Source organism: Gluconobacter frateurii (genome assembly GCF_002723955.1).
Taxonomy (GTDB): Bacteria; Pseudomonadota; Alphaproteobacteria; order Acetobacterales; family Acetobacteraceae; genus Gluconobacter; species Gluconobacter frateurii.
In genome coordinates this window covers 600,490-625,501 of record NZ_BEWN01000001.1, presented here as the reverse complement: position 1 = coordinate 625,501, position 25,012 = coordinate 600,490, and the positions used below count along the sequence as shown (strand labels likewise).

23 protein-coding genes are annotated in these 25,012 nt (G+C 58.4%); 5 read left to right on the top strand and 18 right to left on the bottom strand.

The genetic code is table 11. From position 1 onward, the window contains the following. Positions 1–24: 24 nt before the first annotated feature. Positions 25–681: a DNA oxidative demethylase AlkB gene (gene alkB, locus GFR01_RS02910; RefSeq protein ID WP_099181599.1), complete on the bottom strand. Its 657-nt coding sequence runs from the start codon at positions 679–681 to the stop codon at positions 25–27. 94 nt (positions 682–775) lie between these two features. Here alkB and GFR01_RS02905 point away from each other — a divergent pair, with 94 nt between their 5' ends. After that, entirely contained in the window at positions 776–1,231 is a 456-nt protein-coding gene (locus GFR01_RS02905) for a hypothetical protein (RefSeq protein WP_063904102.1), read from the top strand. Positions 1,232–1,316: 85 nt separating this feature from the next. Further along, positions 1,317–2,138 carry an alpha/beta fold hydrolase gene (locus GFR01_RS02900; protein ID WP_063904103.1) on the top strand — a complete coding sequence of 274 codons (822 nt, stop codon included), beginning with the start codon at positions 1,317–1,319 and terminating at the stop codon, positions 2,136–2,138. Between the two features lie 15 nt (positions 2,139–2,153). Here GFR01_RS02900 and GFR01_RS02895 read toward each other — a convergent pair whose 3' ends face one another. The 3 genes from GFR01_RS02895 to GFR01_RS02885 form a co-directional block, all read right to left on the bottom strand. Continuing rightward, on the bottom strand, positions 2,154–4,193 hold the full coding sequence (locus GFR01_RS02895) for an FUSC family protein (protein WP_063904104.1): 2,040 nt from the start codon (positions 4,191–4,193) through the stop codon (positions 2,154–2,156). A 75-nt stretch (positions 4,194–4,268) separates the two neighbouring features. Then, the gene (gene gorA / locus GFR01_RS02890; RefSeq protein ID WP_099181199.1) at positions 4,269–5,669 is read right to left on the bottom strand and encodes a glutathione-disulfide reductase; all 1,401 of its coding nucleotides are present in this window, start codon (positions 5,667–5,669) and stop codon (positions 4,269–4,271) included. Between the two features lie 27 nt (positions 5,670–5,696). Beyond that, positions 5,697–6,584, bottom strand: coding sequence for a ferredoxin--NADP reductase (locus GFR01_RS02885; protein WP_063904106.1), 888 nt, complete (start codon positions 6,582–6,584; stop codon positions 5,697–5,699). 137 nt (positions 6,585–6,721) lie between these two features. Here GFR01_RS02885 and GFR01_RS02880 point away from each other — a divergent pair, with 137 nt between their 5' ends. Then, complete coding sequence (locus GFR01_RS02880; protein WP_174694643.1) at positions 6,722–9,187, top strand: helicase-related protein; 2,466 nt, start codon at positions 6,722–6,724, stop codon at positions 9,185–9,187. Between the two features lie 69 nt (positions 9,188–9,256). Here the strand turns inward: GFR01_RS02880 and GFR01_RS02875 are convergent, their stop codons facing one another. The 10 genes from GFR01_RS02875 to GFR01_RS02830 form a co-directional block, all read right to left on the bottom strand. After that, the gene (locus GFR01_RS02875) at positions 9,257–9,646 is read right to left on the bottom strand and encodes a helix-turn-helix domain-containing protein (RefSeq protein WP_063904107.1); all 390 of its coding nucleotides are present in this window, start codon (positions 9,644–9,646) and stop codon (positions 9,257–9,259) included. Between the two features lie 367 nt (positions 9,647–10,013). Beyond that, positions 10,014–10,754, bottom strand: a complete 741-nt coding sequence (locus tag GFR01_RS02870; RefSeq protein WP_099181198.1) for an META domain-containing protein — start codon at positions 10,752–10,754, stop codon at positions 10,014–10,016. A gap of 14 nt (positions 10,755–10,768) precedes the next feature. Further along, on the bottom strand, positions 10,769–12,031 hold the full coding sequence (gene serS, locus GFR01_RS02865; protein WP_099181197.1) for a serine--tRNA ligase: 1,263 nt from the start codon (positions 12,029–12,031) through the stop codon (positions 10,769–10,771). 14 nt (positions 12,032–12,045) lie between these two features. Beyond that, on the bottom strand, positions 12,046–12,825 hold the full coding sequence (tatC, locus tag GFR01_RS02860; RefSeq protein WP_007283669.1) for a twin-arginine translocase subunit TatC: 780 nt from the start codon (positions 12,823–12,825) through the stop codon (positions 12,046–12,048). Beyond that, positions 12,822–13,412 carry a Sec-independent protein translocase protein TatB gene (gene tatB, locus GFR01_RS02855; RefSeq protein WP_061931540.1) on the bottom strand — a complete coding sequence of 197 codons (591 nt, stop codon included), beginning with the start codon at positions 13,410–13,412 and terminating at the stop codon, positions 12,822–12,824. Before tatB ends, tatC begins: the two co-directional genes overlap by 4 nt. 9 nt (positions 13,413–13,421) lie before the next feature. Beyond that, the gene (gene scpB, locus GFR01_RS02850; RefSeq protein ID WP_099181196.1) at positions 13,422–14,027 is read right to left on the bottom strand and encodes an SMC-Scp complex subunit ScpB; all 606 of its coding nucleotides are present in this window, start codon (positions 14,025–14,027) and stop codon (positions 13,422–13,424) included. After that, positions 14,009–14,767 carry a segregation and condensation protein A gene (locus GFR01_RS02845; protein WP_061931536.1) on the bottom strand — a complete coding sequence of 253 codons (759 nt, stop codon included), beginning with the start codon at positions 14,765–14,767 and terminating at the stop codon, positions 14,009–14,011. Before GFR01_RS02845 ends, scpB begins: the two co-directional genes overlap by 19 nt. 10 nt (positions 14,768–14,777) lie before the next feature. Then, complete coding sequence (locus GFR01_RS02840) at positions 14,778–15,899, bottom strand: SPOR domain-containing protein (RefSeq protein WP_099181195.1); 1,122 nt, start codon at positions 15,897–15,899, stop codon at positions 14,778–14,780. After that, positions 15,896–17,704: an arginine--tRNA ligase gene (gene argS, locus GFR01_RS02835; protein ID WP_099181194.1), complete on the bottom strand. Its 1,809-nt coding sequence runs from the start codon at positions 17,702–17,704 to the stop codon at positions 15,896–15,898. Before argS ends, GFR01_RS02840 begins: the two co-directional genes overlap by 4 nt. A 45-nt stretch (positions 17,705–17,749) precedes the next feature. Continuing rightward, positions 17,750–18,913, bottom strand: a complete 1,164-nt coding sequence (locus GFR01_RS02830; RefSeq protein ID WP_099181193.1) for a deoxyguanosinetriphosphate triphosphohydrolase — start codon at positions 18,911–18,913, stop codon at positions 17,750–17,752. Positions 18,914–19,098: 185 nt separating this feature from the next. Between GFR01_RS02830 and GFR01_RS02825 the strand changes: the two genes are divergently transcribed. After that, positions 19,099–19,443, top strand: coding sequence for a HesB/IscA family protein (locus tag GFR01_RS02825; RefSeq protein WP_015072204.1), 345 nt, complete (start codon positions 19,099–19,101; stop codon positions 19,441–19,443). A 4-nt stretch (positions 19,444–19,447) separates the two neighbouring features. Continuing rightward, a complete protein-coding gene (locus tag GFR01_RS02820) occupies positions 19,448–20,218 on the top strand; it encodes an exodeoxyribonuclease III (protein WP_099181192.1) in 771 nt (256 codons plus the stop codon). A 41-nt stretch (positions 20,219–20,259) separates the two neighbouring features. Here GFR01_RS02820 and GFR01_RS02815 read toward each other — a convergent pair whose 3' ends face one another. The 4 genes from GFR01_RS02815 to aspS form a co-directional block, all read right to left on the bottom strand. Beyond that, positions 20,260–20,559, bottom strand: coding sequence for a YXWGXW repeat-containing protein (locus GFR01_RS02815; RefSeq protein WP_099181191.1), 300 nt, complete (start codon positions 20,557–20,559; stop codon positions 20,260–20,262). A gap of 123 nt (positions 20,560–20,682) precedes the next feature. After that, entirely contained in the window at positions 20,683–21,330 is a 648-nt protein-coding gene (locus GFR01_RS02810; protein ID WP_099181190.1) for a CPBP family intramembrane glutamic endopeptidase, read from the bottom strand. Between the two features lie 90 nt (positions 21,331–21,420). Then, positions 21,421–22,896 carry a sugar porter family MFS transporter gene (locus tag GFR01_RS02805; RefSeq protein ID WP_099181189.1) on the bottom strand — a complete coding sequence of 492 codons (1,476 nt, stop codon included), beginning with the start codon at positions 22,894–22,896 and terminating at the stop codon, positions 21,421–21,423. Positions 22,897–23,168: 272 nt separating this feature from the next. Further along, positions 23,169–24,965: an aspartate--tRNA ligase gene (aspS, locus tag GFR01_RS02800; protein ID WP_063904119.1), complete on the bottom strand. Its 1,797-nt coding sequence runs from the start codon at positions 24,963–24,965 to the stop codon at positions 23,169–23,171. Between the last annotated feature and the right edge of the window lie 47 nt (positions 24,966–25,012).

Below are 25,012 nucleotides of genomic sequence, written 5' to 3'. Positions count from 1 at the left end.
GTGAACAAAATTGCGGGGCGCTGTTTATGGCTGAAAAAGCGCCGCGTTGATAGCGCGAAAAGTCAGATTGTAACGCATGGCACCTGTCTGCGGATGGAATGTTTCACGCACGGGCGAAACTCCATGCCAAGCCAGCCGGGAAATACCCCCCCAGACTACGACATCTCCGTGAAAGAGATCATGACGTTGCACCGCATCCGTCTTTAACAGGCCCCCAAACGCAAACCGGGCTGGAACACCCAAAGAAACCGAAACGATGGGAGACGCCTGATCATCCTCATCCCGGTCCTGATGTAGTCCCATCTTTGCTCCAGGCTCATAGCGATTGATCAGGCACGAAGAAGGAGAAAAATCCGGGTATCCAGCCTCTTTCGCTGCGGCACTGGCCAACTCGAAAAACATATCTGGCATTTTTGGCCATTGCTTCCCGGTTAAAGGATCTGCACGCACATACCGGTATCCCTTCTCATCCGTATACCAGCCACAGTCTCCACAACTGGTTGTCGCAACAGACATGGAGCGCCCTCCTGGCGTTTTCATGACCCGAAAGGGCGCCTCGAGCGAGAGGCGTTGAATAGTTGCTACCAGTTGACCAGCCCAGAATTCGGCAAAACCAGGAAGGAGCACCGCCCCTTCAGCAAGGTCGGTCCGACACCGCAGTCCTGCAAAGAGATCCTCCATATCATTTCCCCCGTCCCCAATCCGGGAAAAGAACTCTTGAACCGCAGCCCAACCGGGCCGATTATAAAAGAGAGTATGCGGTTCTGCTTCCCATATGGTGATGGGGCCGTTGATTTCCATGATTGGTTCAGGACCAGACTCCATGCTGCCCTCTTCCCGCTTTTTCTGCCACGCGCTGCTGGCGACCGCCCTGCTGGGCGGGGTAGCTCAGGCTCAGACCGCGACGTTCGGTCAGCCTTACGACGCCGCCCCCCAGCAGAACAGCACCCAGTCGCAGACTCCTTCCACACAGCAGAAAGCAAATGGCGGCGAGCATTTTCGTGCCCGTGGTCACCGCTCTCTTCCGCCAGGGTATCAGGATGCCCCGAGCACCGAATTCGAGCATGGCCCCGACCCGGATCATGAAGCAGGCGTCGAGCGTGACAGCGTGACAGGTGCCAACCTTTCCAAGTTCGGCTCGGCCTATCAGGGCAGCAACAACACCCAGTCCGGTCAGCTTGGCGATGCAAGCGGCAATGGCTGGACGGCCCCTCGCGGCAACGGCTGGTAAGACGCAACCAATCTGACACAGCGGGGTTCTGCTCTTCAGGATGCAGCTGGTATCATCCAGCCAGATCATATGAGGAGCAGCACCCATGCCGTACATTACTGCTACTGACGGAACCAGTCTCCACGTAAAGGATATGGGCGCCGGACGCCCGGTTGTTCTTATCCACGGCTGGCCGCTGACCGGCGACATGTGGGAAAAACAGACTCTCGCACTTGTCGAGGCTGGCTATCGAGTCATTACCTATGACCGTCGTGGTTTCGGCCTCTCGGGTCATCCCATCAACTGCTACAACTACGACGTTCTTGCAGATGATCTGGCTGTCATTCTGGAGCAACTCGATCTGTGGGACGCAACCCTTGTTGGCTTCTCGATGGGGGGCGGCGAAGTTGCCCGTTATCTTAGCCGCCACGGCCGCGCCAGAATTTCGAAGGCTGTGCTTCTAGCCTCCATCGTTCCGTTCCTGCTGAAGACCGCCGACAACCCGGATGGGGTCGATATTTCTGTCTTTGATGGTATCAAACAGGAAATCCGACAGGACCGTTTTGCTTTCCTGAAAAGCTTCCTTCCAGGTTTTTATGGCACGACCATGCTGCACCATCCGGTCAGTGAAGGCGTGCTCGACTGGTCTTTCACGCTGGCCAGCATGGCAAGCCCGATGGCGACCATCGATTGCGTGGATGCCTGGGGGAAAACGGATTTCCGCAGTGATCTCCAGTCTTTTACTATTCCAACCCTCATCATTCACGGTACGGCCGACAGCGCAGTTCCTGGCGACATCGCCGGCCGTCGCGCCGCAGACCTGATCCCGGGATCGGTTTTTCTGGAATATGATGGCGCCCCGCACGGCCTGTTCCTGACCCACGCGGAACAGGTCAACGAGGATCTGCTAAAGTTCCTCGCGTCCTGAACGGAACGGCCTGTTTCAGGTCGTCGCTCTGAGGAATGCCCTGCTGGTTGGCAGTTCGGACTGAACAATCAGCAGGGACCCAATCGCCAGAACAAGATCATGCCGGATGGACGTATCCTGAGACTCCCGCTCCAGCGCATAGAGTTCTGCAAGGGTCGGCTCGATGGTTGCTGCCGTGTGGGTCAAAGGAAGCTTGCGACGCAGTAGATTGCGGATCAAGCCATCCACCGCCACAACTGCCGTGTCGGGCAAGCTGCCATGTTGGGCCAGTTTGCGCAGCATCAGGACGTTTCGTCCTACCGTCATGACAGACAATGTACCACGCAGCATTTCTTCCGCACGGTCACTCTCCAACGAGCCTGCGAAGCGAACCGCACGCTCCATGCTCTGTGTACCGTCATTGATCCAGACGTATTCGTCCATCATAACACCCGGCAATGCCAGCCGCCGCAGGCTGCGCTTGAGCTGATAGCGAAGGACCTCCGCCGCCCGACGTGGCGTAAACGGCAAAACTGCCCGGAAGATCACCACACCAGCCCCAAGGCCCAGCAGAAGCGCAATTGTGGTATTGAGCCAGGACAGCTCATCCATACGCCCCTGATTGTCCATACCGAGCAGGAAGGGAAAAAACGTCCCGTAAGACGCCGCCATGACGGCCGTACCCGGGTTACGCGTCGCAAGACCGCCAAGCATCATGAAGAAGCCGACCGTCAGGCAGAAAAACACATAACTGGCCGTGACTGGCATCACCACAAAGACGGGAATGACGCTGGCAAGTGCTGCAAAAACTGCGCCGTAGAAGAACGCAGCACTCAGCAGGACGGTATTTTCAAAAGTCGCAAACCGGGCACAGACTACGGCAATAAACGTCAGGAACACACTCCCTTGCGGCCAGGCCGTCACTTCCCAGACATACGCGCCAAAAAGAAGCGCAGCCATGGTCCGCACCCCGTTTCGAACAGCCGCGCGCCAGTCCGTATTTCGGGTCAGGCGGTGACGCTCGGAAATTGGCGCGCCATCTACACTGGCCCGATAAGAGCGCAGGGTTTCACAGAGGTCCGAAATCATGACCTCCACACCTGTCAGGATGATGCCCTCATTGAGGGAATCCTCATCGTCCCGCGGCAGGACAGCCTGCATCCGCCCTCGACACTCAGCCAGAAGAGCTTCAGTCTGAACAAGGGCGGCGATACCCCGACGGTCACTTTCCAGCCGCCCAGGCAGCCCTTCGAGAGCAACACCCATATCATGAAGAAATGGAAGAAGTGCCTCCGGAATATGAGACACGGACGCCATACGCGTTTTGAGACCGAGACCACGCGACAGAACACGCGCCACGAGACCGAGCGTCACATAAGCATGCTCGACTTCATTGCCCTGACTGCGAATTTCGATCCGGGAGAACTCGATCTGGTCGCTGGAGGCCTGAAGTGATCCCATGAGTGCACAGAGCGTATCCGTGGCATCCGCTTTCTGGTTCAGAACATCCCGTAAGGCCCCGCTGGCCTTCGTCAGAATGGTCTGCAGGCGCTTTCGCAGTTCTTCCCGGGCTCGGTCAGCGATATTGGGAACGAACACCATTCCCATGACCGTCTCACAGATCACGCCAAGGAAAATGTAAGTTCCGCGTGCCATGGCGATATTGAACACATTGTCCGGCTCTTTGACGGCACCGAGGGCAATAATCGTGCAGGTATAGCCTGCGAGAACGAGTGCATAGCCACGAAAATTATGCGTCAGCGTCGCAAAGCCCGCACACAGCCCGACCCAGATGGCCAGCGCCGGCAGGAAGAGCCATGGATATTGTGGAAACATTCCCATCAACGCGATGGCGGCAATCATGCCAATGACGGTTCCTACGAGACGCCAGCGCCCCTTGGAAATACTTTCGCCGCGGGAATTCTGCGCGACAATCCAGACCGTCATGGCGGCCCATTGCGGCTCACCAAGTTCCATCCACAATGCAATGGCCAGAGCCAGCAGGGAGGCAATCGTCGTGCGCAGGGCGAACATCACGGACGTGATGGACGGCGCAAACAGCCAGCCTAGTTTCACGCCTGCACCTGCCCTGTTGTGTGATGGCTCATGATCTTCAGGGGCGGCAAAGGATCGTCATGAGCCATCGGAGTATCAGTTCTGTTTATCGGAAGAAGGAGGAACATGGCGCGTTGGCGTCCGCATGGTCACGAACTCCTCCGCACTTGTAGGGTGAAGGCCGATCGTGCGGTCAAGATCGCGCTTGGTCAGACCTGCCGTGACGGCAATGGCCAGCCCCTGGATGATTTCCGGTGAATCCGGACCAATCATGTGGGCACCCAGCACCACCTGGCTCTTGGAATCCACAACCAGCTTCATGAAGGCCTTGCCCTTACGGCCGGATAGCGACTGGCGCATCGGCGTGAAGGACGAGGTGTAGATATCAAGTGTGTGGTGTTCGGCAGCCTCTTCTTCAGTCAGACCTACCGAAGCGAGCGGCTGGCTGAAGAACACGGCTTTGGGTGTCGTGGCAAAAGACCACTCGCGCCCCGTCTCACCGAACAGACGCTCCGCCAGAAGATGACCTTCGGCAATAGCGGTTGGCGTGAGGTTATAAGTGTCGGTGACATCCCCGATGGCATAAACGCCCGGAACGTTCGTCTTTGCATCTTCAAGGCGTGTGACAATGCGACCGTCCGTGACCTCAATCCCGGCCAGATCCAGCCGCAGGGATGTCAGGTTTGGGTGCCGTCCTGTCGCCATGAAGACGCAGTCGGTTTCGATGACCTTTCCACCCTTCAGGTGGAGTCGATACCCTTCAAAGGTCTTCTCAATCCGTTCCGGCGTGCTGCCCGGATGGGATGTGATACCGTTCAGAGGCACTAGCTCTGCGATATGGCGACGCATTTCCTCGTCAAACCCACGCAGTGGCAGATCCTGACGATAAACGAAGTCCACCTGCGAGCCGAGACCCGCGAAAATCCCTGCAAATTCAATCCCGATATAACCGCTGCCAATAATGGCAACACGCTCGGGCCGGTTCTCCAGATGAAACGCATCATCCGAGACAATCGCGTGCTCTGCTCCGGGAATATCGAGACGCGTCGGCGCACCACCCGTCGCAATGACGATGTTCTTTGCGTGAACGGTTTGAACCTCAGCATCCAGAGCAAGCTCAGACGGACCGATTTCAACCGTATTCGCATCCACAAAGCGTGCGTCGCCCGTAAACAGCTCAACGCCAGCTTTCTTCAGCATTGAGACGTAAATGCCATTCAGGCGCTCGATCTCGCGGTCTTTGGCATCAATCAACGTGCGCCAGTCATGCCGTCCTGGCGTCACGTCCCAGCCATAGGCGCGGGCATCGTCGATCTCGCGGCCATATTCCGCCGCGTAGACCATCAGCTTCTTTGGCACGCAGCCGAGATTGACGCAAGTTCCGCCCCAGTGACGACGCTCCGCAATTGCGACGCGCGCGCCGTTCTGGGCAGCAATACGCGCACAGCGCACACCGCCCGATCCGGCTCCGATGACGAAAAGATCGAATTCCTGCATAAATCCCGGCCTTCCGTGCCTGTGGTCTCAGCGCTCTGCGAACGCCTTCTCGACAACGTAAGAACCCTGACGGCTCATGTTGCCTTCCTCAAAGCCCATACGCTCCAGAAGTGCTTCCGTATCTGCCAGCATTTCCGGCGAACCACAGATCATGACACGGTCATGCTCGGGGTCGAGCTTGTCGATACCCAGATCCTCGAAGATCTTGCCGCTCTCGATCAGCTTTGTGATGCGATCCGTAACGGCATAATCTTCACGCGTCACAGCCGGGTAGTACTTCAGCTTCTCAGCAACGAACTCACCCAGGAACTCATGCTCCGGCAGTTCATGACGGATGTGGTTCTCATAAGCCAGCTCGCCCGAGATACGGACCGTGTGGCTGAGGATCACATTCTCATAACGCTCGTAAGCGTCCGGGTCTTTGATGAGGCTCATGAACGGCGCAAGGCCGGTGCCGGTGGACAGGAAGTACAGGTTACGGCCCGGCTTCAGGTTGTCGAGCAGCAGCGTCCCCACCGGCTTGCGGCCAATCAGAACTGTGTCTCCCACCTTCACATGACGCAGACGGGACGTCAGTGGCCCCTCCGGCACGGCGATGGAGAGGAACTCCATATGATCTTCATAGTTGGCAGAGGCGATGGAATAGGCACGCAGAAGCGGCTTGCCCTCGACCTCGATGCCAATCATCGCGAACTGGCCGTTCTCGAACCGAAGGCCCGGATCGCGCGTTGTGGTGAAGCTGAAAAGACGATCCGTCCAGTGATGAACGGTCAGGACCTTCGCAGGATACAGATGGGCGTATTCCTTGCTCGGCTCAGCCAGACGGTACTGTTTAGGATGCCCTTCATACGGCGTCAGGCCCGTGATGGGTTCGTCGATTTCAGGAGTCGGGGCGGCAAAACTCGGGGTGGACATATCGGTTTCTGTCTCCGGTGTGGCGCGGATAATTAGGTCTCGGACCTGATAAGAGCCGGACCTTTTAGCGCAATCATCACATTTCGGAAAACCCATCCGCGTTGAACCTGATAGCTGAATGACGCAAAAGTCTTTTCATGACAGACGACTCCGTGAGTGACGCCCCCCTCTCCCCCGCTGAACGCGCCCTGAATCAGGCTGAAGCCGACTTCGGAACGCCGCTGGACATTACCCCGCGTGAACGACCCGCCCTTCTGCGGCAGGTGGCACGTCGGCTTGAGGGCAACGAGGCGACCCTCCCCCATGAAGCCCTGATTGACGCCCTGTGCGTCGTCCGGCGCAAGACATGGGCGTCCCAGCTCATGAACGTGGCCCGCCGCGCTGGTGAAGTCTGGGTCACGAAGGCCGACACACAGGAAGCTGCGGCCCGAACGCATGACCCCCGTGCGGACATCGCGGCCCTGCGCCTCACGCTGGACGATGTTCTGGTTTCGCGCTGGCAGGATCTTGGAGACTCGCCACGCAGTGTTCTGGAAGAAGTCCGGGCTGATCTGGCGGATGCCGGGTTGATCCTATCGGGCGGCCAGCTCGAGAAACTGTCCCGCAGCATTGCAGGCGCTTTCGGAAGCGTGGATCTCGGCTTTGAAGACGACCTGCGTCTGGCCGAAGAGCGCCGTGCCCGTGAGCAGGCTGACATTCAGGCCCGTGCCGAGCGCCGTCGGGAGCGCGAACTCGAACGCCTGAAAGAATGGGAAGCCAATCTTGTCAGCTTTGATGAGGTGCCTGGCATTCTTCATTGCTCGCGGCGTGAAGCCCTGCGCTGGGTTGCAGAAAATCGTCTCCCGATTGCCAAGCGCGAAACGCGTGATGACGGAATCGAACTGTTCTTCTTCGATCCGGACGAACTGAAGAAGCTCCGCGCGCGCCTTCCCGAATGGCGCGGTACAACACCGGCCCGACCAGAAGTTCTGGAACGTGGCACCAAGGTCGGTAACGCTGCCATCGCCCGCGTTGCAGCGTTGGACCGGTTTGCGGCTCATTTCCGGACAGCGCGCTCTCTCAAGCGCCGTATCACGCTCGTTACCGGGCCGACCAACTCCGGCAAGTCCTATACGGCGTTGAACGCCCTTGCCAACGCAGAGAGCGGTCTGGCCCTCGCGCCTCTCCGCCTTCTGGCGCATGAATTCCGGGAAGCGTTGCTCAACCGCGGCGTGCCTGCCTCACTTGCTACAGGCGAAGAGCGCATCGAAATGCCCGGCGCACGGCATCTGGCCGCCACCGTCGAGATGTGCCCGTTCCACAAACCTGTGGATGTGGCCATCATCGACGAAGCGCAGATGCTGGCCGACCCTGATCGCGGCGCTGCGTGGACGGCCGCCATTATGGGCGTTCCGGCGCGGCATGTGTTCATTCTTGGTGCTGCGGACTGCATCCCGCTGGTCAAACGGATTGCCGAACTCTGTGATGACCCGGTGGATGAGATCCATCTGGAACGAAAGAGCCCTCTTAAGGCTGGCGGCACGCTCCACCTCAGCGAACTCACGACGGGCGACGCCGTCATCGCCTTCTCACGCCGCGAAGTGCTGGACATGCGCGCCGAACTCATGGCGCGCGGGCGACGGGTTGCGGTGGTTTATGGTGCTCTCAGCCCCGAAGTCCGCCGTGCGGAAGCCGCCCGTTTCAACAGTGGCGATGCGGATATTCTGATTGCTACCGATGCCATCGGAATGGGACTGAACCTTTCCATCCGTCGCGTCGTTTTCAGTGCCCTGAGGAAGTTCGACGGACGCCAGACACGCGATCTTATCTCGCAGGAAGTCAAACAGATTGGTGGCCGGGCCGGGCGTTTCGGCAAGCACGAAGAAGGTCTGGTCTGTGTTCTGGCAGAGTCCGGAAGCCCCACATTTGTGCGTCAGATGCTGGCTGCCCCGCCGGAGCCGGTGACGGAACTGCGCCCTCTGGTTCAGCCGGATTCCGACATCGTTCGAGCCGTTGCCGAGGAAATTGGCAGTGACAGCCTTTACGGTGTTCTGACCCGCATCAAACGCGCTGTTTTACGGCCAGACGACCCCAATTACCGTCTGGCGGACATGGAGCAGTCTCTTGAGATTGCGGCGGCTCTGGAAGGCGTGGAAGGCCTCGACCTGACGGCGCGCTGGACCTATGCCATGTGCCCGATTGATGAACGGGACAATGGTATCCAGCGCCTCGTGTCCTGGGCTGCCGATCACGCCGCCGGCCGTCCTGTGCCGCCGCCAGGTACCGGCCGCCTCCCCCACCCGGAACAGGCTGGCCGCGAAGAGCTGGAACGCGCCGAGAAGCGGCACAAGCGCCTTGTGGCATGGCGCTGGCTGGCCCTGCGTTTTCCGGAGGCTTATCCGGCGCAGCAGAATGCTGAAATCAATACCTCAATCCTGAATGACTGGATCGAACAGGTTCTGCGGACACAGAGCCGTATGCGTGAAAGCCAGAAGCAGCAGCGCGGCGGTTTCAAACCGAAAGGACGCACTGACCGACCCTTTGCCGGGAAGTCAGGCAAGCCTCCTTTCAAGGAAAGCTTTAAAAAGCGCGGAAAACCTTCTGGCCCACGGAAACGGAGCTAAAAATAAAGCCCCTGCGGCTATAACTGCAGGGGCTTTCTCTATTCCAGCGAAGCAAATTCCGCAGATTTTTCAGGTTTCTACTTCGTCTTCCGCCTGGCGAACCCGACGTTCAATCCATTTCTGTGCCTGAAGTTTGATCAGCGGAGTAAGCTGACGATACAAGCTCAGGAACATGCTTTCGTCCGGCGTCAGCGTTTCCTGAATTTCCTTATAGGCCATCCCGGTGAGCAGAACTTCGGCATCTACTCCCAATGCTTCAGCCAATGCTCCAAGATGCTTACCAACATGGCCTGAGCGTCCTGTTTCCCAAAACGCCACGGCAGAACGTGAAATTCCAACCTTGTTGGCCAGTTGCTGCTGGTTGAGGCCAGCCATTTCTCTCAACAGCCGAATGCGTCGCCCCAGTTCCAGACCCGGCGAAATCCGTGCCTTCGCAGTGTCGTCCGTTACGTCACTCATTCCTTCATCCACCCCACGCTCAATATCTGCCCCAGCCTGAAAATACCCCGAAGAAAATGAAGCTGGACGTTACCAGCTCCAGGCCTTCTTGTGAAAGATCGTGGCGTCCATATCAGACAAGGCCAGGGGTCTTATCTTTTCCTTGTCGATGCCACGACTTCGCGGACACGTCAGGCTCGATGCCCCTTTTCAAACTTTGAAAGACACGCTTTCAAGACCAGAAAAAACATGCACGAGAGGGTGCTATCGTAAAAACGTCGGGATTTTGCAAATAATTTTTATTTCAGCAGAAAGTTTATAATTATCTGACGGATAATTTTACTTTAACGCAGAGACAAAAAGAGAAATTTTCCAGTACCCGATTACTTTATTTTTGTTTCTCTGAAATATTTTCAGGTTGAAGAACAACCACTGGCTTCATGCTTTCAGACTGAAAAACCAGATTTCCCTTTTGATCCGTGGACCAGGCCCGTACCTTGTCTAACGCCTTCACAAACGCATCTTCGGTTTCCATACCCGACCCGATGCAGGCCATCCGGGTCATCGCAAAAGGCTTAAACTGCAAACTGTTTGCCGTAATGACAGCTTGCCCTATCAACCTGTTACATCCACCACTTCCAAAGACATGGCCATCACGCGCCAGGGTCAATGTAGGTGCTCGAACTGTATCAGGGATTGCTTCTCCGTTCAGGGACTGAACAGTCCAACTGCCGTAAGGCAAGTCATTTGCAGGCGCCGCGACCCTTGTGACCACGATGTCAGGTTCACTTGGAGAATGTGCTTCCTCAGTCGTGAAAAGAAGCTGCTCTCCGACACGGATCTCAGCATGCAGATTATACCGCCTATGGCTTTCCAGTACTGGCACATGCAGAATGTAAGAAAGAGGCGGGGCACCCTGAATGCTCTGAGTGCTTTCCGCCAAAATCTTTGCCGGAGCATCAGCGAGAGACACATCCTCTAGCCTGACGACGAGAACCGCCCCCGCAGGGAGTGCCATTCTCTCCCGATATGTGACCGTCCCACTGAGTGGTTTCAAAGCATCCGCGCAAGCCGTGAGAGCAAAAGCACCCCCGGCCAGAACAGAAAAAGCGGAACGGCGTGTCATCATGTCAGAACTGGTCCTTAGCCAATACGGGTTAATCCACCCATATAGGAACGCAAGACTTCCGGAATGGTTATGCTGCCATCCTCATTCTGGTACGTTTCCATGACGGCAATCATGGTCCGTCCGACAGCCAGACCGGAGCCATTCAGCGTATTCACGAAGGCCGGACCATTCTCGGAGCGATACCGAGCCTTCATGCGCCGCGCCTGAAAAGCGCGGGTGTTGGAGCAGGATGAAATCTCGCGCCAGGCCTTCTGCCCCGGGATCCACGCTTCCAGATCGAACGTCTTGGCCGCACCAAAACCCGTATCACCCGCACACAGCAGAATACGGCGGAACGTGATGCCAAGGCGCTCCAGAATGGTCTCGGCAGCCTGCGTCATGCGCTCATGTTCGGCATCGCTGTCTTCCGGTTTCACGATGGAAACGAGTTCGCACTTCGTGAACTGATGCTGACGCAGCATACCGCGCACATCACGGCCCGCAGACCCAGCCTCTGAGCGGAAACACTGAGACAGTGCCGTCAAACGGATCGGCAGCGCATCAGCAGGCAGAATATCGCCCATGACAGAGGCCGTCAGCGGAACTTCTGCGGTCGGGATCAGCCAGCGGCCATCTTCCGTACGGAAAGAATCTTCCGCAAACTTCGGCAGTTTGTCCGTACCGTACATGGCATCGTCATTGACCAGCAGCGGAACGCTGGTCTCGCTATACCCAAACTCGGTCGTATGCGTATCCAGCATGAACTGACCCAGCGCACGCTCCAGACGGGCCAGCGCGCCACGCAGAACGACGAAGCGCGTCCCGGACAGCTTGGCCGCCGTCGGGAAGTCCATCAGGCCGAGAGCTTCGCCCAGCTCGAAATGCTGCTTTGGCTCGAACGTGAATTCACGCTTCTCGCCACGATAGTGAACGACGACGTTCTCATCCTCGCTCTTCCCATCCGGCACGGACGGGTCAAGTTGGTTCGGCAGGGACGCCAGAACATCGTCGATGCTCTTTTCGATAATGGCTGCACGCTCTTCCAGACCCGTAATCCGGTCACGCAGTTCGACCGCCTGCGCTTCCAGAGCGGACGTATCTGCGCCAGTGCGCTTGCCCTGCCCGATCTCCTTGGCCAAGGTCTTGCGGGTAGCCTGAGCCTCCTGCAACGCCGCCAGAGCGGCACGGCGCTCTTCATCTTCCGAGACGATTTTCTGCCCCACGGGTGACAGGCCCCGACGCTCAAGAGCAGCGTCAAATGCGGCCGGATCGGCGCGCAGGGCTTTCAGGTCATGCATGGTTCAGGGCTCCGTCAGTCTTCTTCATCAGTCACGGGCTTCGGCTCAACCAGCCGCGCCACAAGAATGGATACCTCGTACAGCGCCACAAGCGGAATGGCGAGGCTCAGCATGGTAATGGCATCAGGCGGAGCAATCACGGCCGCCACGGCAAAGGACGCCACCACCGCATAGCGGCGGAATTTCTTGAGCTGCGCTGTCCCGATCAGCCCAACACGGACCAGCAGCGTCAGGATCACCGGCAGTTCAAAGCAGATCCCGAACGCCAGAATCATCTTCGTCACAAGGGTCAAGTATTCTGACACCTTGGCTTGAAGCTCGATATCCATCCCGCCATTGCCGGATGTCTGGAATGACAGGAAGAACTTCCAGGCAAACGGGAAAACCACGTAATAGGCCAGTGCGGCGCCAATGGTGAACATAACGGGCGTGGCGATAAGAAATGGCGCGAACGCTTTTTTCTCACTGCGATACAGACCCGGCGCGATGAAGATCCACGCCTGAATGGCGATCATTGGGAAAGACAGGCACGTCGCCCCGAAGACTGCCACACGAATATAGGTAAAGAACGCCTCATACAGCGCGGTGTAGATCAGATGCGGCTGCTCGCCCTTCTGCCGCATGATGTCCCCCAGCGGGGCGGCAAGGAAGCGATAGATATCGCCCGCAAAATGATAACAGATGGCAAAAGCGATCACGAACGTCCCGATGGACCAAATCAGCCGGCGTCGTAGCTCAACGATATGGTCAAGCAGAGGCATCGGGGTGTCATTGATGGCATCCGAGTCCGTCACGCGTCTTTCTCCGTGCTTGAAATGGCGACGCGTCGGCCATGATGAATAGCCATGACGGGCGGTAGAATATCCGGGGCGCGCCAACGGGGGCGTTCGTGCATCAGGCGGCGCGCCGTCGCAGGCGGCAGAATGGATGGCGCATCCACGATATCATCGTTCAGTCCCTCCTCCGCCTGATCCTGCATCATGGCGTTGTAAGGCTTGCTTTCCCCTCCACCAAAAGACGGCGGTGGCATCGGCGGAGGCGCCGGAACCTGCGGCAAATCATTGAGCGTGGACGGCCGGGATGATGCGCCCGTTGTATCCAGTTCAAGGCTGCGTCGGATCGAATTGTCGCCATCTATGGCACGGGTCACACGGTCCCGGAGATTGAAATTCTTCAGGTCCCGGAGTTGGTCGCGTGTCTCGGACAGATCTGCCTCACGCACCATATCGTCGATATGGGATTGAAACTCGCCCGCCATTCGTCGCATGGCCTTGATGCCGTTCGAAAGCGTGCGGATGGCGACCGGCAGGTCCTTCGGGCGAATAAAAATCATCGCCACGACGACAAACAGAGCTATTTCCGAGAAACTGAAGTCAAACATGCAACAATCCTAGCCCGTCCCGTCAGTCTCGCCTACGGGGGAAGGCGCTTCTGGTGCTGCTTCGGTCGGTGCCCTGTCCAGAAGGAAATCTTCCCGTTTGGGTAATGAACCCAGATCCGGCAGACCGAAGCTTTCCAGAAAAGCTGGCGTCGTACCCCACAAAACTGGACGGCCAGGAACTTCCTTGCGCCCTTTCGGAGCAATCAGGCTGTCTTCCAGCAGCGCATCCAGAATGGGCTGCCCCAGAGAGACACCGCGAATGGCCTCGATCTCAGCCCGCGTACAGGGCTGGTGATACGCAATGATGGCGAGGGTCTCCATCGCACCTCGGCTCAGTCGACGTGGCTTTTCGACGACTTTTGTCAGCGCCGAAGCATATTCTGGGCGCGTCCGGAACTGCCAGCCCCCGGCAGCTTCGACAAGTTCGATCGCATGGGTCGCATAACGCTCGGCCAGCGCAGCCAGAACGTCCGACACCACCAAATCCAAACCCTGAGCCTTCAGAAGCTCCGCCATGACAGACGGTCGCACAGGTTCCGGATTGGCAAAAATGAGGGCTTCCAGAAGCAGGCAGCCACGCTGCATCTCTTCAGACGTCACGACACAGCCCGCCATTCAATTTCAGCAAAAGCTTCCGGCTGACGCAGTTCCACCGCCCCGCCCTTCGCCATTTCCAGCCCCGCCAGCAGCGTTCCTGCCAGTGCAGCATTGCGTCCATACGGACCGGTTTCGGGATCGTCGGCCAGATGTTCGGGCAGTAAGGACGTCAGGGTCTGCCAGTCCGTAACAGCATCCGTTCCCAGCATTCGGCGCAGACGCGCCAGAGCGTCCTGCACGCTCCAATATCGACGCGTCCGGGGCGCATAGACGCGTTTACGGTTCGTCCGACGCCGGGCAGACAGATAGGCCGTAATCAGGGCAGACAGATCAACGCGCAGGCCAGAACGATCAATTTCCGTGTGGTCTTCGCCTTCCCCACGGCGAAACACATCAATGCCGAGGCGAGGACGCTCCATTAACCAAGCGGCGGCGGCACGCATCCGCTCAAGTTCGATCAGACGCTCCTGAAGCTGCTCGACCGCCTCTTCCGCGTCTTCCCCACCACTTTCCGCAGGCAGCAGAAGCTTGGACTTCAGCCAAGCCAGCCAAGCTGCCATGACAAGCCAGTCCGCCGCGAGTTCAAGACGCAAGGCTCGCGCTTCCGCCCGGGCCTGCTCGACCACGGACAGATACTGCTCGACGAGTTGAAGGATGGAAATCTTAGCGAGGTCCACCTTCTGGGCACGGGCGAGATCAAGAAGCAGATCAAGCGGCCCCTCGAACCCATCCAGCGTCAGATGCAGAACCTCGCTCAAGTCCAGTCTCTCAGAACTGGGCAGGAGTGCAGGCGATGGACTGCGCGTGCAGCTTCACGCAGTACGCACGGGCCGCCTTCAGATCCTCAAAGCCACCAATACGCAGACGTACAAACGTCTTGTCGCCATGTGCAGTCTTTTCGAACAGCGGCGAATGTCCGGCGAACAGAGCCGGTGCCTGATGCCGCAGGGACTCCCATTCCTTACGCGCAGCGGCTTCGCTGTCGAGAGCAGCAAGCTGGACTTCACGTGCCCCACCCGTTTCGGCCTTCGGCGTTGCGGCAGCTTTCTGGGCTGGAGCAACATCAGGCACCGGCTCCGGTGGCGGAAGCGGCTTCTGCACAGGCTTGGCCGGAACGATCGGGGGAGCCTTGTGAACGGGTGCTTCTGGAGCCTTCGGCTTCGGAGCGGGAACCGGCTTCTCCGGAGCAGGCTTTGCTGGCTCCGCGTCTTCCGCATCGTCCTCAGGTGCCGCAGTCTCCGCGGGCGCCTTGGACGTATCCGGCGCATTGGGCCCCGGAGCCGCGGCAGGAGCCTTATCCGTCGATGCATCCGGGGAAGAAGGCGTCGTGCCATCAGAAGGCTTGGCGTCCGGAGACTGCGCATCTGGCGCTGCGGCAGGCTTGTCAGCCGGGGCCGCAGGCGTGCCGGGCTGGACACCATACTGGCGCGCCAGAGCCTTGGCATCTGGCTGCTCAGGACCGGGAGCCAGATGCGCCTCGCCGTTCCCCGTCAGATCGGTATCGCCACTATCGCTACCCATGATCTGCATGCCGCCAGGATCAGCCGGAACATCCTTCACAGGACCCGGCGGGGGGCCGATGATGGGGATGCCACCATGATGACCACCCGTCAGGGACCAGCCACCCACTGCCAGAAGCAGCACTGCACCGATACCGACAGCCCCACCAACAAGCTTGCGCGTTGCCGGATCACTGCCCAGCAATGAGGCCACGCCTCCTGCCCGTTCCGTATTGCCCATAGCAGGTGCAGGACGACGACGCGGCGGCGCGTCTTCGTCATAATCGCTGCTCAGGCGTTCACGCCCGCCACGAGGTGGCGGTGTGGTCGGTCCTGATTCATAATCGCCCGGATCCCGGACGTTCCGATCATTATCGCTGTCAGGGGTCATCGCATTTCCTCCACCGGAACGACGCCAAGAATGGTCAGTGCGCACCGCAGCGTTCCAGCGATTGCGGAGACCAGAGCCAGCTTGGCCAGGCTCATCTCACGATCATTTTCATGAAGGAATCGCAGAGTCGTGTCCTCACGTCCACGATTCCACAGAGCATGGAAGTCAGACGCCAGATCAATGCAATACGTCGCGATACGATGCGGCTCACGCGCAGCAGCAGCAGCTTCCACCGAACGCGGGAAAGACGCGATACGGTGCAGCACAGCCAGTTCTACATCCGAAGACAGACCGGAAAGATCGACCTTCGCCAGCGCCTCAGGCGTCACGGCGTCGGCACCGAACATCGTCTCGGCAGAGCGCAGCACCGAACGACAACGGGCATGGGCGTACTGAACATAGAAGACCGGATTATCGCGCGTCTGAGCTACGACAGCATCCAGATCGAATTCCATCTGCGCGTCGGCCTTGCGGGTCAGCATCGTGAAGCGCACGGCATCACGCCCGACTTCGTCCAGCAGATCACGCAGCGTCACGAACGTGCCGGCACGCTTGGACATCTTCACCGGCTCGCCGTTCTTCACAACGCGAACAATCTGGCACATCACGACTTCAAAGCCGGTCTTGCCATCCGTCAGCGCCGAAATAGCTGCGCGCATCCGGGACACATAACCGCCGTGATCTGCGCCGAGCACGTCAATCAGAACGTCTGAATTCTCGGCCTTCTGGGCATGATAGCCGATGTCATTGGCGAAATAGGTGTTTGTGCCGTCAGACTTGCGAAGCGCACGATCCTGATCGTCGCCAAAGTCCGTGGACCGGAACAGCGTCTGCGGGCGGGCTTCCCAGTCTTCCGGCATCTTGCCCTTTGGTGGCTCCAGAACGCCCTCGTACAGCAGCCCCTTGCTCTCAAGCTTGGCAATAGCTGCATCGACACGACCACTGGCAAGCGTTTCAGCTTCGCTGGCAAAAACTTCGTGAGAAATGCCGAGGGCTTCAAGATCCGTACGGATCGCCGCCATCATCTGCTCAAGCGCCTCCCGACGGACGATCTCGAACCAGACGGACGGATCAGCCGGGCTACCATCATCGTTGGCCAGCGCGCGACCATGCTTGGCAGCAATGCTCTCAGCCACCGGGATCAGATAATCACCCTGATACTGAAGACCGTTCGGCGTCAGCGGGCTGAACGTTTCGGCATCAATCTGCGTGCCGATGGCCTGAAGATAACGCCAGTATGTCGCCCATGTGAGGGCCACAACCTGCGTTCCGGCGTCGTTGATGTAATACTCACGCGTGACGCCAAAACCCGCTGCCTGAAGCAGATTAGCCAGCGCATCCCCCACCACGGCACCACGGCAGTGACCGACATGCATCGGGCCAGTCGGGTTGGCGGACACGTATTCCACGTTGACGCGCGTGCCCTGCCCCATTGTGGAACGGCCATAAGCCTCGCCTGTTTCCAGAACAGCCTTGGCGATGCCCTGAAGCACATGCGGCTTGAGCGTCATGTTCACGAAGCCCGGCCCTGCAGCTTCGGCATGATCGACGTCCGGCAGTTCAGCGAGCTTCAGCACCAGCTCGGCAGCAATATCGGCAGGCTTACGCTTCGCAGGCTTGGCCGCCAGCAGGGCGGCGTTCGTGGCCATGTGCCCGTGGGACGGATCACGCGGCGGCGTCACTTCAACGCGCTGCACCACCTCTTCCGGCAGGCCGGGGACAACAGACCGCAGGGCCTCGCACACCTGGTCTCTGGTGCGGGCAAATAGGCAGTCAGTCGTATGGGCAGTGGGTGCAGCGGCCATTTTCAGTTCGAGTCCTGTAACCTGTAACGTCTTGAAGAGGCTCTATCAGCCCAGCACGGAGAGGTCCGTCAACCGTCGATGTTCTTCCATCGCGAAACGATCGGTCATTCCGGCGATATAATTCGCCACCAGACGCCGCCGTTCCGTGTCATCCGCAGCTTTGGCGCGGTCCTTGAGCGGGTCTGGCAGAAGGCCCGGTTCTTCCGAAAGGATCGTGAAGATTTCGGCCAGTGCGATCTTGGCTTTCCGCGCCATACGGTTGACCCGCCAGTGACGGTACATACGTGCGTAAAGAAATTTGCGGATCGCCTTGTTCTTTTCCCGCATTCCCGGACTGAACGCCACAACCGCATGATCGGCATGACGGATATCATCCGCTGACTGCGGGTCAAGAGCCTCAAGATTTCGGCGCGTCTGCTCCGTCAGATCCGTGGCCAGCGCATTGATGACCACGCGAATGGTTTCATGACGGACACGCTGCGCCTGATCCATCGCTTCACGACCCGTGCGGCGTTCCATTTCGCGAGAGGCCCGAAGGGCATCGCCCACGAGCGGCAGATCCTCAATATCTTCGAACGTCAGCAGCCCTGCCCGTAGCCCGTCATCCAGATCATGGCCGTGATAGGCAATATCATCTGACATGGCTGCAACCTGCGCTTCGGCAGAAGCATAACTGCTGAGATCCAGATGATGCCGTGCGTCGTACTCAGCCAGATAAGGCGTCGGACGCTTTACCGGGCCATTATGCTTGGCCAGTCCCTCCAGCGTTTCCCATGTCAGGTTCAGGCCATCAAAAGCGTGATACCGCGTCTCCAGAGACGTCACGAGACGAAGGGACTGCGTATTGTGATCGAAGCCGCCCCAGTCCTGCATGGCCAGCGCAAGAGCGTCCTCCCCGGCATGGCCAAACGGCGTGTGCCCCAGATCATGCGCCAGAGCCAGCGCTTCCGTCAGATCCTCATTCAGATCAAGACTACGGGCGATCGAACGGGCAATCTGGGCCACTTCGAGGGAATGCGTCAGACGAGTGCGAAAGAAATCGCCTTCATGATTGATGAAAACCTGCGTCTTGTACTGCAATGTGCGGAACCCGGCGGAATGCAGAACACGGTCCCTGTCTCTCTGCCAGGGAGAGCGAACCGGGCTTTCCACCTCGGGATAAAGCCGGCCACGGCTCCCTTTTTCCTGAACCGCATAGATGGCAGCCATCAACACACTCCCCTGATGAGCCGCAGGCACGGAACGCACGCTGTTCGTCGGATCACAGGTGTCATTCTACGACAGGCCTGTATCAACGCAACTCTACCCCTTTGCCCTTGGGGGTGGTCAGGCCATATAATCAGGACCAGAACCGTCCTGCCTTGCAGCAGTGCTTCAGAAACCAGGAACGAGCCATGTCCGACACACCCACCTTCACCATGTCTGCCAGCGCTGCTGCGCGGATCCTGGAAATCATCTCCGCCCAGCCGGAACCTGAAGGGCTGGCTCTGCGGGTTGCCGTGCTGGCCGGTGGCTGCAACGGCTTTCAGTACCAGTTCAAGCTGGATCGCACGAAGAACGATGATGACGTTCTGATCGAACGCGATGGCGCGACGGTCTATGTGGACGAAACCAGCCTCGACCTTCTGGAAGGCGCCGAACTGGAATTCGTCGACAAGCTGATGGGCGCGCATTTCACGGTTACGAACCCCAATGCCGCATCAGCCTGCGGCTGCGGCACAAGCTTTTCGCTGGCCTGATAGAATGTCCTTTACCTTCGCAAGCTGGAACATCAATTCCATCCGCGCCCGCGCCCATCTCGTTCAGGACTGGCTGGAACGCCATCCGGAATGCGATCTGCTCTGTCTTCAGGAAATCAAATGCGAGGACAGCCAGTTCCCGACTGTTTTCCATGAAGCAGGCCTGCACGTCGCCACGACCGGGCAGAAAGCCTATAATGGTGTTGCGTTGATCGGCCGTCGCCCGTTCGAGGTCACGACCCATCACCTTCCCGGTTTTGAAGACCCGACCGCCCGCTATATTGAAGCGGACATGGATGGGCTCACGATTGGCAATCTGTATCTGCCCAACGGAAATTCAGGCGGCGAAGACGGTTATGCCAAGAAAATGGCGTTCTTCGATGCACTCGCCAACCGGGCAACGACATTTCTTGAAAGTGAAAAATCCTTCGCCTTCATTGGCGATTACAACGTCTGCCCGACGGACGAAGACCTTGCGCCCGGCGCCCTTTCCCCCACCGACGCATTGGTACGCCCTGAAACACGGGCTGCGTTCAACCGCCTGCAATGGCTTGGCCTGACAGACGCCCTGCGCGCCGTCCAGCCTACCGGGCGCCACTACACGTTCTGGGATTATCAGGCCGCAGCCTTTCAGCGAAACTCGGGTCTGCGCATCGACCATGCCCTGCTGTCCCCACGCGTGACCGAGCGCCTCGTGTCTTTCACAATTGATCGGGATGAACGGGCCGCTGAAAAAGCATCCGACCATGTTCCGGTGCTCGTCACCCTCCGCTGAACAAAAAAAAAGCCGCTCCCTGAAAGAGCGGCTTTTCTGACTTAACCCCGTGAACGATACGCCGGCGGTGGCGCCCCTCTGCGGACGACACGAGCCAGATGGCCGGGTGTCCACCGATACCCGTTTCCAACCCATGTCCAGTGCCCCGGAACCCACTGCATGGTCTGTGCATGCGATGGAATGCGCTCAACGGGGGGACGAGGTGGCGGAGGGGGCGTCTGACGATATGGCCCCTGGTAGGGAACGAACTGGGCATACGCGGTTCCGCTCAGCGGTGGCAGAGCCATGGCTCCGACAAAAAGCGCAGAGACGGCGAGCAAGCCCGATAGATGTTTCAGCATAACGTCTCACTCCTTTCACAAAAGGCGCTGCGTAGACGTGCACCTTGCGGACCTCACAAGGCGGTGATCAGGCGGAGTTGTGGCAGAAAAAAGATTGTCTGCTGCGCTCTGTAACAACGCTCATCAACCGTGATGCCAGGCCGCACCGGTATAGAAGAACCGTCCCAACCCCACTGTGAAAATCAGGCACCCGTAAAGGCTGTGTTCCAGACAAACCAGCTTCAGGGACCGATGGCGCCCATAATCCCGTGCAAAGATCAGACCACCCAGCGCTGTCATGACAACAGCAATCCAGTTCAGGAAAATGACATGCGCGAACCCAAAAGCCGCGGCACTTGCCACAACCGTCCGACCCGTTGACCCAAAAACGGCACTGTATCGGCGGAAAAGAAATGCCCGGTACAGAACTTCCTGAGGCCAGACAGATAGCAACGGGTACAACCCCATGATCATCAGCCAGAAGAGCGGCTTCTGTCGCGGGAGGCTGAGAAAGGTGTTGGGCCAGAGAAACCAGGTCAACAGCGCTATGAGCGGCGCAAGAACAGCAAATCTAACGAAGATTTCCCGAATTTCGGCCGGAAGCACATGCGGTTCGGCGCGATCATGACGCATCCACACAAATGCCAGAAGAGCGCCAAGCCAGATCATCCCGAAGAGTAATCCAGCCCGACGCTCCATCAGGATCAGAAGCGGCCCACCCCCGTACAGAGCCAGAAACTCCACGGCCAGGCGGATACGACGAGGAACGGACATTTCAGCGGGGAGCGGCATACCGGAATCTTCCAGACGTTCTGGAAGCCATTATGCTCATAAGCCCCTCTTTCCTGAAACAATACCTCTCCGGTACAAGGTCCCTTCGTATCAGACAGGGAGCGTCTCTCGCGCCTGCAAGACCATGGCTGAGTCCGTCTCTAGGCGACTGGGCTGACCGATTTCCCGCAATGGCAGGCCAGCCTCGACACGGTGTTCAATATCTTCCAGCGAGCAGTCTTTTGTTTCTGGAACGAAGAAATACCCGATCACGAAGAACACCGCATTGAAGCCCGCCAATAGCCAGAACACACCGTAATCATTGATTGCCCCCATCACGGAGAGGAAAACGTTGCTGATGAGCCAGTTGGTCATCCAGTTGGCAAATGTCGAGCACGCGATGGCCAATGTGCGCCCCTGAATCGGCTGGATCTCGGTGCACATCGTCCAGGGGATCGGCCCTTCTCCGAAAGCATAGCCAAGAATGAACAGCACCAGCAGGCTGACGATGGCGATCTGCCCCAATACCCCACCGACATGCAGGTAGAGCAGCGTGCCAAATACGGCGAGACTCAGAGACGCCACCACCGTACTGACCAGCAGAAGCGGACGACGCCCCCAGCGGTCAATCAACAGAATGGCTCCAAACGTTGAGACCATATTGGCCAGACCAAGAAGTGTCGTGCACCAGACGGAGGCCGACGTGGAAAAACCGAGGTGCTCCAGAATATGCGGGGCGTAATACATCAGGATATTGATGCCTGCGAACTGCTGAAAAACCTGCAGTCCGATCCCGAGTGCAAAGGTTTTCCGGAACCCGGGTGAAGACTTCAGGAGCGCAAACCCATTCCCTTCCGACTTGCGAAGATTTTCCTCAATCCGGTTCAGTTCCTCTGTCGCGCGCTGCTTGGATCCACGAACCTGTTGAAGAACTTTATGTGCTTCCCTGCGTCGACCACGCATGGCCAGCCAGCGGGGAGAGTACGGAACCTGCATCGTCGCAAGAATAAACACGACTGTCGGCACCGCCAGAATACCCAGCATCCAGCGCCAGTGGCCGCCGTAGGACAGCAGACTGTCTGACAGAAGCGCCAGCAGCATCCCCGCCGTAATGACAAGCTGATACATGGAGATCATCTTGCCACGGCGGCTTTTTTCGGTGATTTCAGCGATATAGAGCGGTGCGGAAAAGGATGCGAACCCGACGCCCAATCCAAGACAGACGCGCCCGGCAATCATGACGGGAATGGACGTAGCGAGCGAGCAGAGGGCCGTTCCCAACAGGAACAGAAGCCCCGCATAGAACATTGCGCCTCGCCGTCCCCGATGATGGGACAACGGAATGGCCAACAGGGAGCCTGCAGCCGCTCCGAGCATCAGTGACGACACGACCCATTCCAATGCGCGGTCATTTGCCTTCAGGTCCGCCCCAAGGAACTTGAGCGCCCCTGCGATCACGCCTGTATCCAGACCAAACATCAGGCCAGCGAGCCCGGCGGCTCCGGCAAAAAGAAAAGCATTCCGGCGCCCCTGCTGCACACGATCCTGCACAGTTCCGCCGTCTCGTTCTGGAAGGGTGCTACTCACCGGATAACCTTTCTTGATCGCTACAGATACCTCAAGAAACGGTTATTCCATGCAAAAGTTTTTCCACCCTCAAAATCATGTTTTGAACGAAGACAGATCGGCAGAGCCTATGCAAATACAGTTTTCCAGTTCTACCAGACTGGAAATGACTGATATTGAACACGCCGTGAAGCAAGACATTTCTGTACCTCGCTTCGTAAATCTGTTTTTCCAATAAAAAAGCCGATGCCCCTTCAGGAGCATCGGCTTGTTCGTTCCAAAAGTGGGAACGCTTACTTTGTGACAGCAGGCTTTGGCTTCGGCAGATCCAGCGCCAGATGCAGTTCCTTCAGACGGGCTGGCTCAACCGGGGCCGGCGCTTCCATCATCAGGTCTTCGCCGCTCTGGTTCAGCGGGAAAAGAATGACCTCACGGATGTTTGGCTCATCAGCCAGCAGCATCACGATACGGTCCACACCCGGAGCTGCACCACCATGCGGCGGAGCGCCGTAACGGAAAGCGTTCAGCATGCCACCAAAGCGCTCTTCCACAACTTCTGGGCCATAACCCGCGATCTCGAAGGCGCGCAGCATGACTTCCGGCAGATGGTTCCGGATTGCGCCGGAGGACAGTTCAACACCGTTGCAGACGATGTCGTACTGGTAGGCATTGATCGTCAGCGGGTCCTGGGTGTTCAGTGCTTCCAGACCACCCTGCGGCATGGAGAACGGGTTATGGGAGAAGTCGACCTTGCCCGTCTCTTCGTTGAGCTCGAACATCGGGAAGTCCACAACCCAGCAAAAGCGGAACGCGTTCTTCTCGATGAGGTCCAGCTCCGTTGCCACCTTGGTGCGAACAACGCCGGAGAACTTGGCAACTTCGTCACCCTTGCCAGCAGCAAAGAACACGGCATCGCCAGCCTTCAGGCCGCAGATCTCACGGATGCTCTCGACGCGATCAGCTTCAAGGTTCTTGGCAATCGGGCCCTTGCCACCTTCTGCCTCGAAAATGATGTAACCCAGACCACCTGCGCCGCTTTCACGCGCCCAAGTATTCAGCTTGTCAAAGAAGCCACGTGGACGATCACCTGCACCCGGCGCCGGGATCGCACGGATCTGGCCGCCAGAAGCTGCAATCTTGGCGAACAGACCAAAACCGGAATCCCGGAAGGCATCCGTCACGTCCTTGATGATCAGCGGGTTACGCAGATCCGGCTTGTCGGAGCCATAATCGCGCATGGCGTCAGCATACGGAATGCGCGGGAATGCACCGTCCGTGATCTTCCAGCCTTCCGGCGTGAATTCGTTAAAGACGCCAGCCAGAACCGGCTCCAGAACCGTGAAGACGTCTTCCTGCGTGACGAAGGACATCTCGAAGTCGAGCTGATAGAACTCGCCCGGGCTACGGTCAGCGCGTGAGGCTTCATCGCGGAAGCACGGAGCAATCTGGAAGTAACGGTCGAAACCCGCCACCATCGCAAGCTGCTTGAACTGCTGGGGAGCCTGCGGAAGCGCGTAGAACTTGCCCGGATGCAGACGCGCCGGCACAAGAAAGTCACGCGCACCTTCCGGGGAAGACGCCGTCAGGATCGGGGTCTGGAACTCAGTGAAGCCCTGCTCGATCATGCGCTGACGCAGGCTGGTGATGACCCGGCTACGCAACATGATGTTCTGGTGCATCTTCTCGCGACGGAGGTCGATGTAGCGGTACTTCAGGCGCAGCTCTTCAGGGTAGTTTTCCTGACCTGCCACCTGGAACGGCAGAACAGCCGCGTTGGAACGGACTTCCAGCTCTTCGGCAAGAACTTCGATATCACCCGTCGGCAGGTTCGGGTTCCGCTGGGAACCCTGACGGACCACAACCTTGCCGGTGACGGTAATGACACTCTCAACGCGAAGACGCTCTGCCTTTTCCAGCAGGTCCGTGCCAGCCGGGATAACAACCTGTGTTACGCCATAATGGTCACGCAGATCGATGAACAGCAGGCCACCATGGTCGCGCTTGCTGTGCACCCAGCCGGACAGGCGGACGGTCTGTCCGGCGTCCTGTTCACGCAGGGCGCTACAGTCATGGGTGCGGTATGGATGCATGTCGGGCCTCTTCAACGTCCTGGCGGATAAGTGGGCGCAGGAAGCCG

Coding starts and splice junctions, on each gene's coding strand:
- GFR01_RS02830 (WP_099181193.1), bottom strand. CDS start 18,913: ATGGCTGCCATCTATGCGGTTCAGGAAAAAGGGAGCCGTGGCCGGCTT.
- GFR01_RS02880 (WP_174694643.1), top strand. CDS start 6,722: ATGACAGACGACTCCGTGAGTGACGCCCCCCTCTCCCCCGCTGAACGC.
- GFR01_RS02815 (WP_099181191.1), bottom strand. CDS start 20,559: ATGCTGAAACATCTATCGGGCTTGCTCGCCGTCTCTGCGCTTTTTGTC.
- GFR01_RS02810 (WP_099181190.1), bottom strand. CDS start 21,330: ATGCCGCTCCCCGCTGAAATGTCCGTTCCTCGTCGTATCCGCCTGGCC.
- scpB (WP_099181196.1), bottom strand. CDS start 14,027: ATGGCGGGCTGTGTCGTGACGTCTGAAGAGATGCAGCGTGGCTGCCTG.
- alkB (WP_099181599.1), bottom strand. CDS start 681: ATGGAGGATCTCTTTGCAGGACTGCGGTGTCGGACCGACCTTGCTGAA.
- GFR01_RS02885 (WP_063904106.1), bottom strand. CDS start 6,584: ATGTCCACCCCGAGTTTTGCCGCCCCGACTCCTGAAATCGACGAACCC.
- GFR01_RS02875 (WP_063904107.1), bottom strand. CDS start 9,646: ATGAGTGACGTAACGGACGACACTGCGAAGGCACGGATTTCGCCGGGT.
- GFR01_RS02870 (WP_099181198.1), bottom strand. CDS start 10,754: ATGATGACACGCCGTTCCGCTTTTTCTGTTCTGGCCGGGGGTGCTTTT.
- serS (WP_099181197.1), bottom strand. CDS start 12,031: ATGCATGACCTGAAAGCCCTGCGCGCCGATCCGGCCGCATTTGACGCT.
- GFR01_RS02905 (WP_063904102.1), top strand. CDS start 776: ATGGTGATGGGGCCGTTGATTTCCATGATTGGTTCAGGACCAGACTCC.
- GFR01_RS02840 (WP_099181195.1), bottom strand. CDS start 15,899: ATGACCCCTGACAGCGATAATGATCGGAACGTCCGGGATCCGGGCGAT.
- GFR01_RS02820 (WP_099181192.1), top strand. CDS start 19,448: ATGTCCTTTACCTTCGCAAGCTGGAACATCAATTCCATCCGCGCCCGC.
- GFR01_RS02900 (WP_063904103.1), top strand. CDS start 1,317: ATGCCGTACATTACTGCTACTGACGGAACCAGTCTCCACGTAAAGGAT.
- aspS (WP_063904119.1), bottom strand. CDS start 24,965: ATGCATCCATACCGCACCCATGACTGTAGCGCCCTGCGTGAACAGGAC.
- gorA (WP_099181199.1), bottom strand. CDS start 5,669: ATGCAGGAATTCGATCTTTTCGTCATCGGAGCCGGATCGGGCGGTGTG.
- argS (WP_099181194.1), bottom strand. CDS start 17,704: ATGGCCGCTGCACCCACTGCCCATACGACTGACTGCCTATTTGCCCGC.
- GFR01_RS02825 (WP_015072204.1), top strand. CDS start 19,099: ATGTCCGACACACCCACCTTCACCATGTCTGCCAGCGCTGCTGCGCGG.
- tatB (WP_061931540.1), bottom strand. CDS start 13,412: ATGTTTGACTTCAGTTTCTCGGAAATAGCTCTGTTTGTCGTCGTGGCG.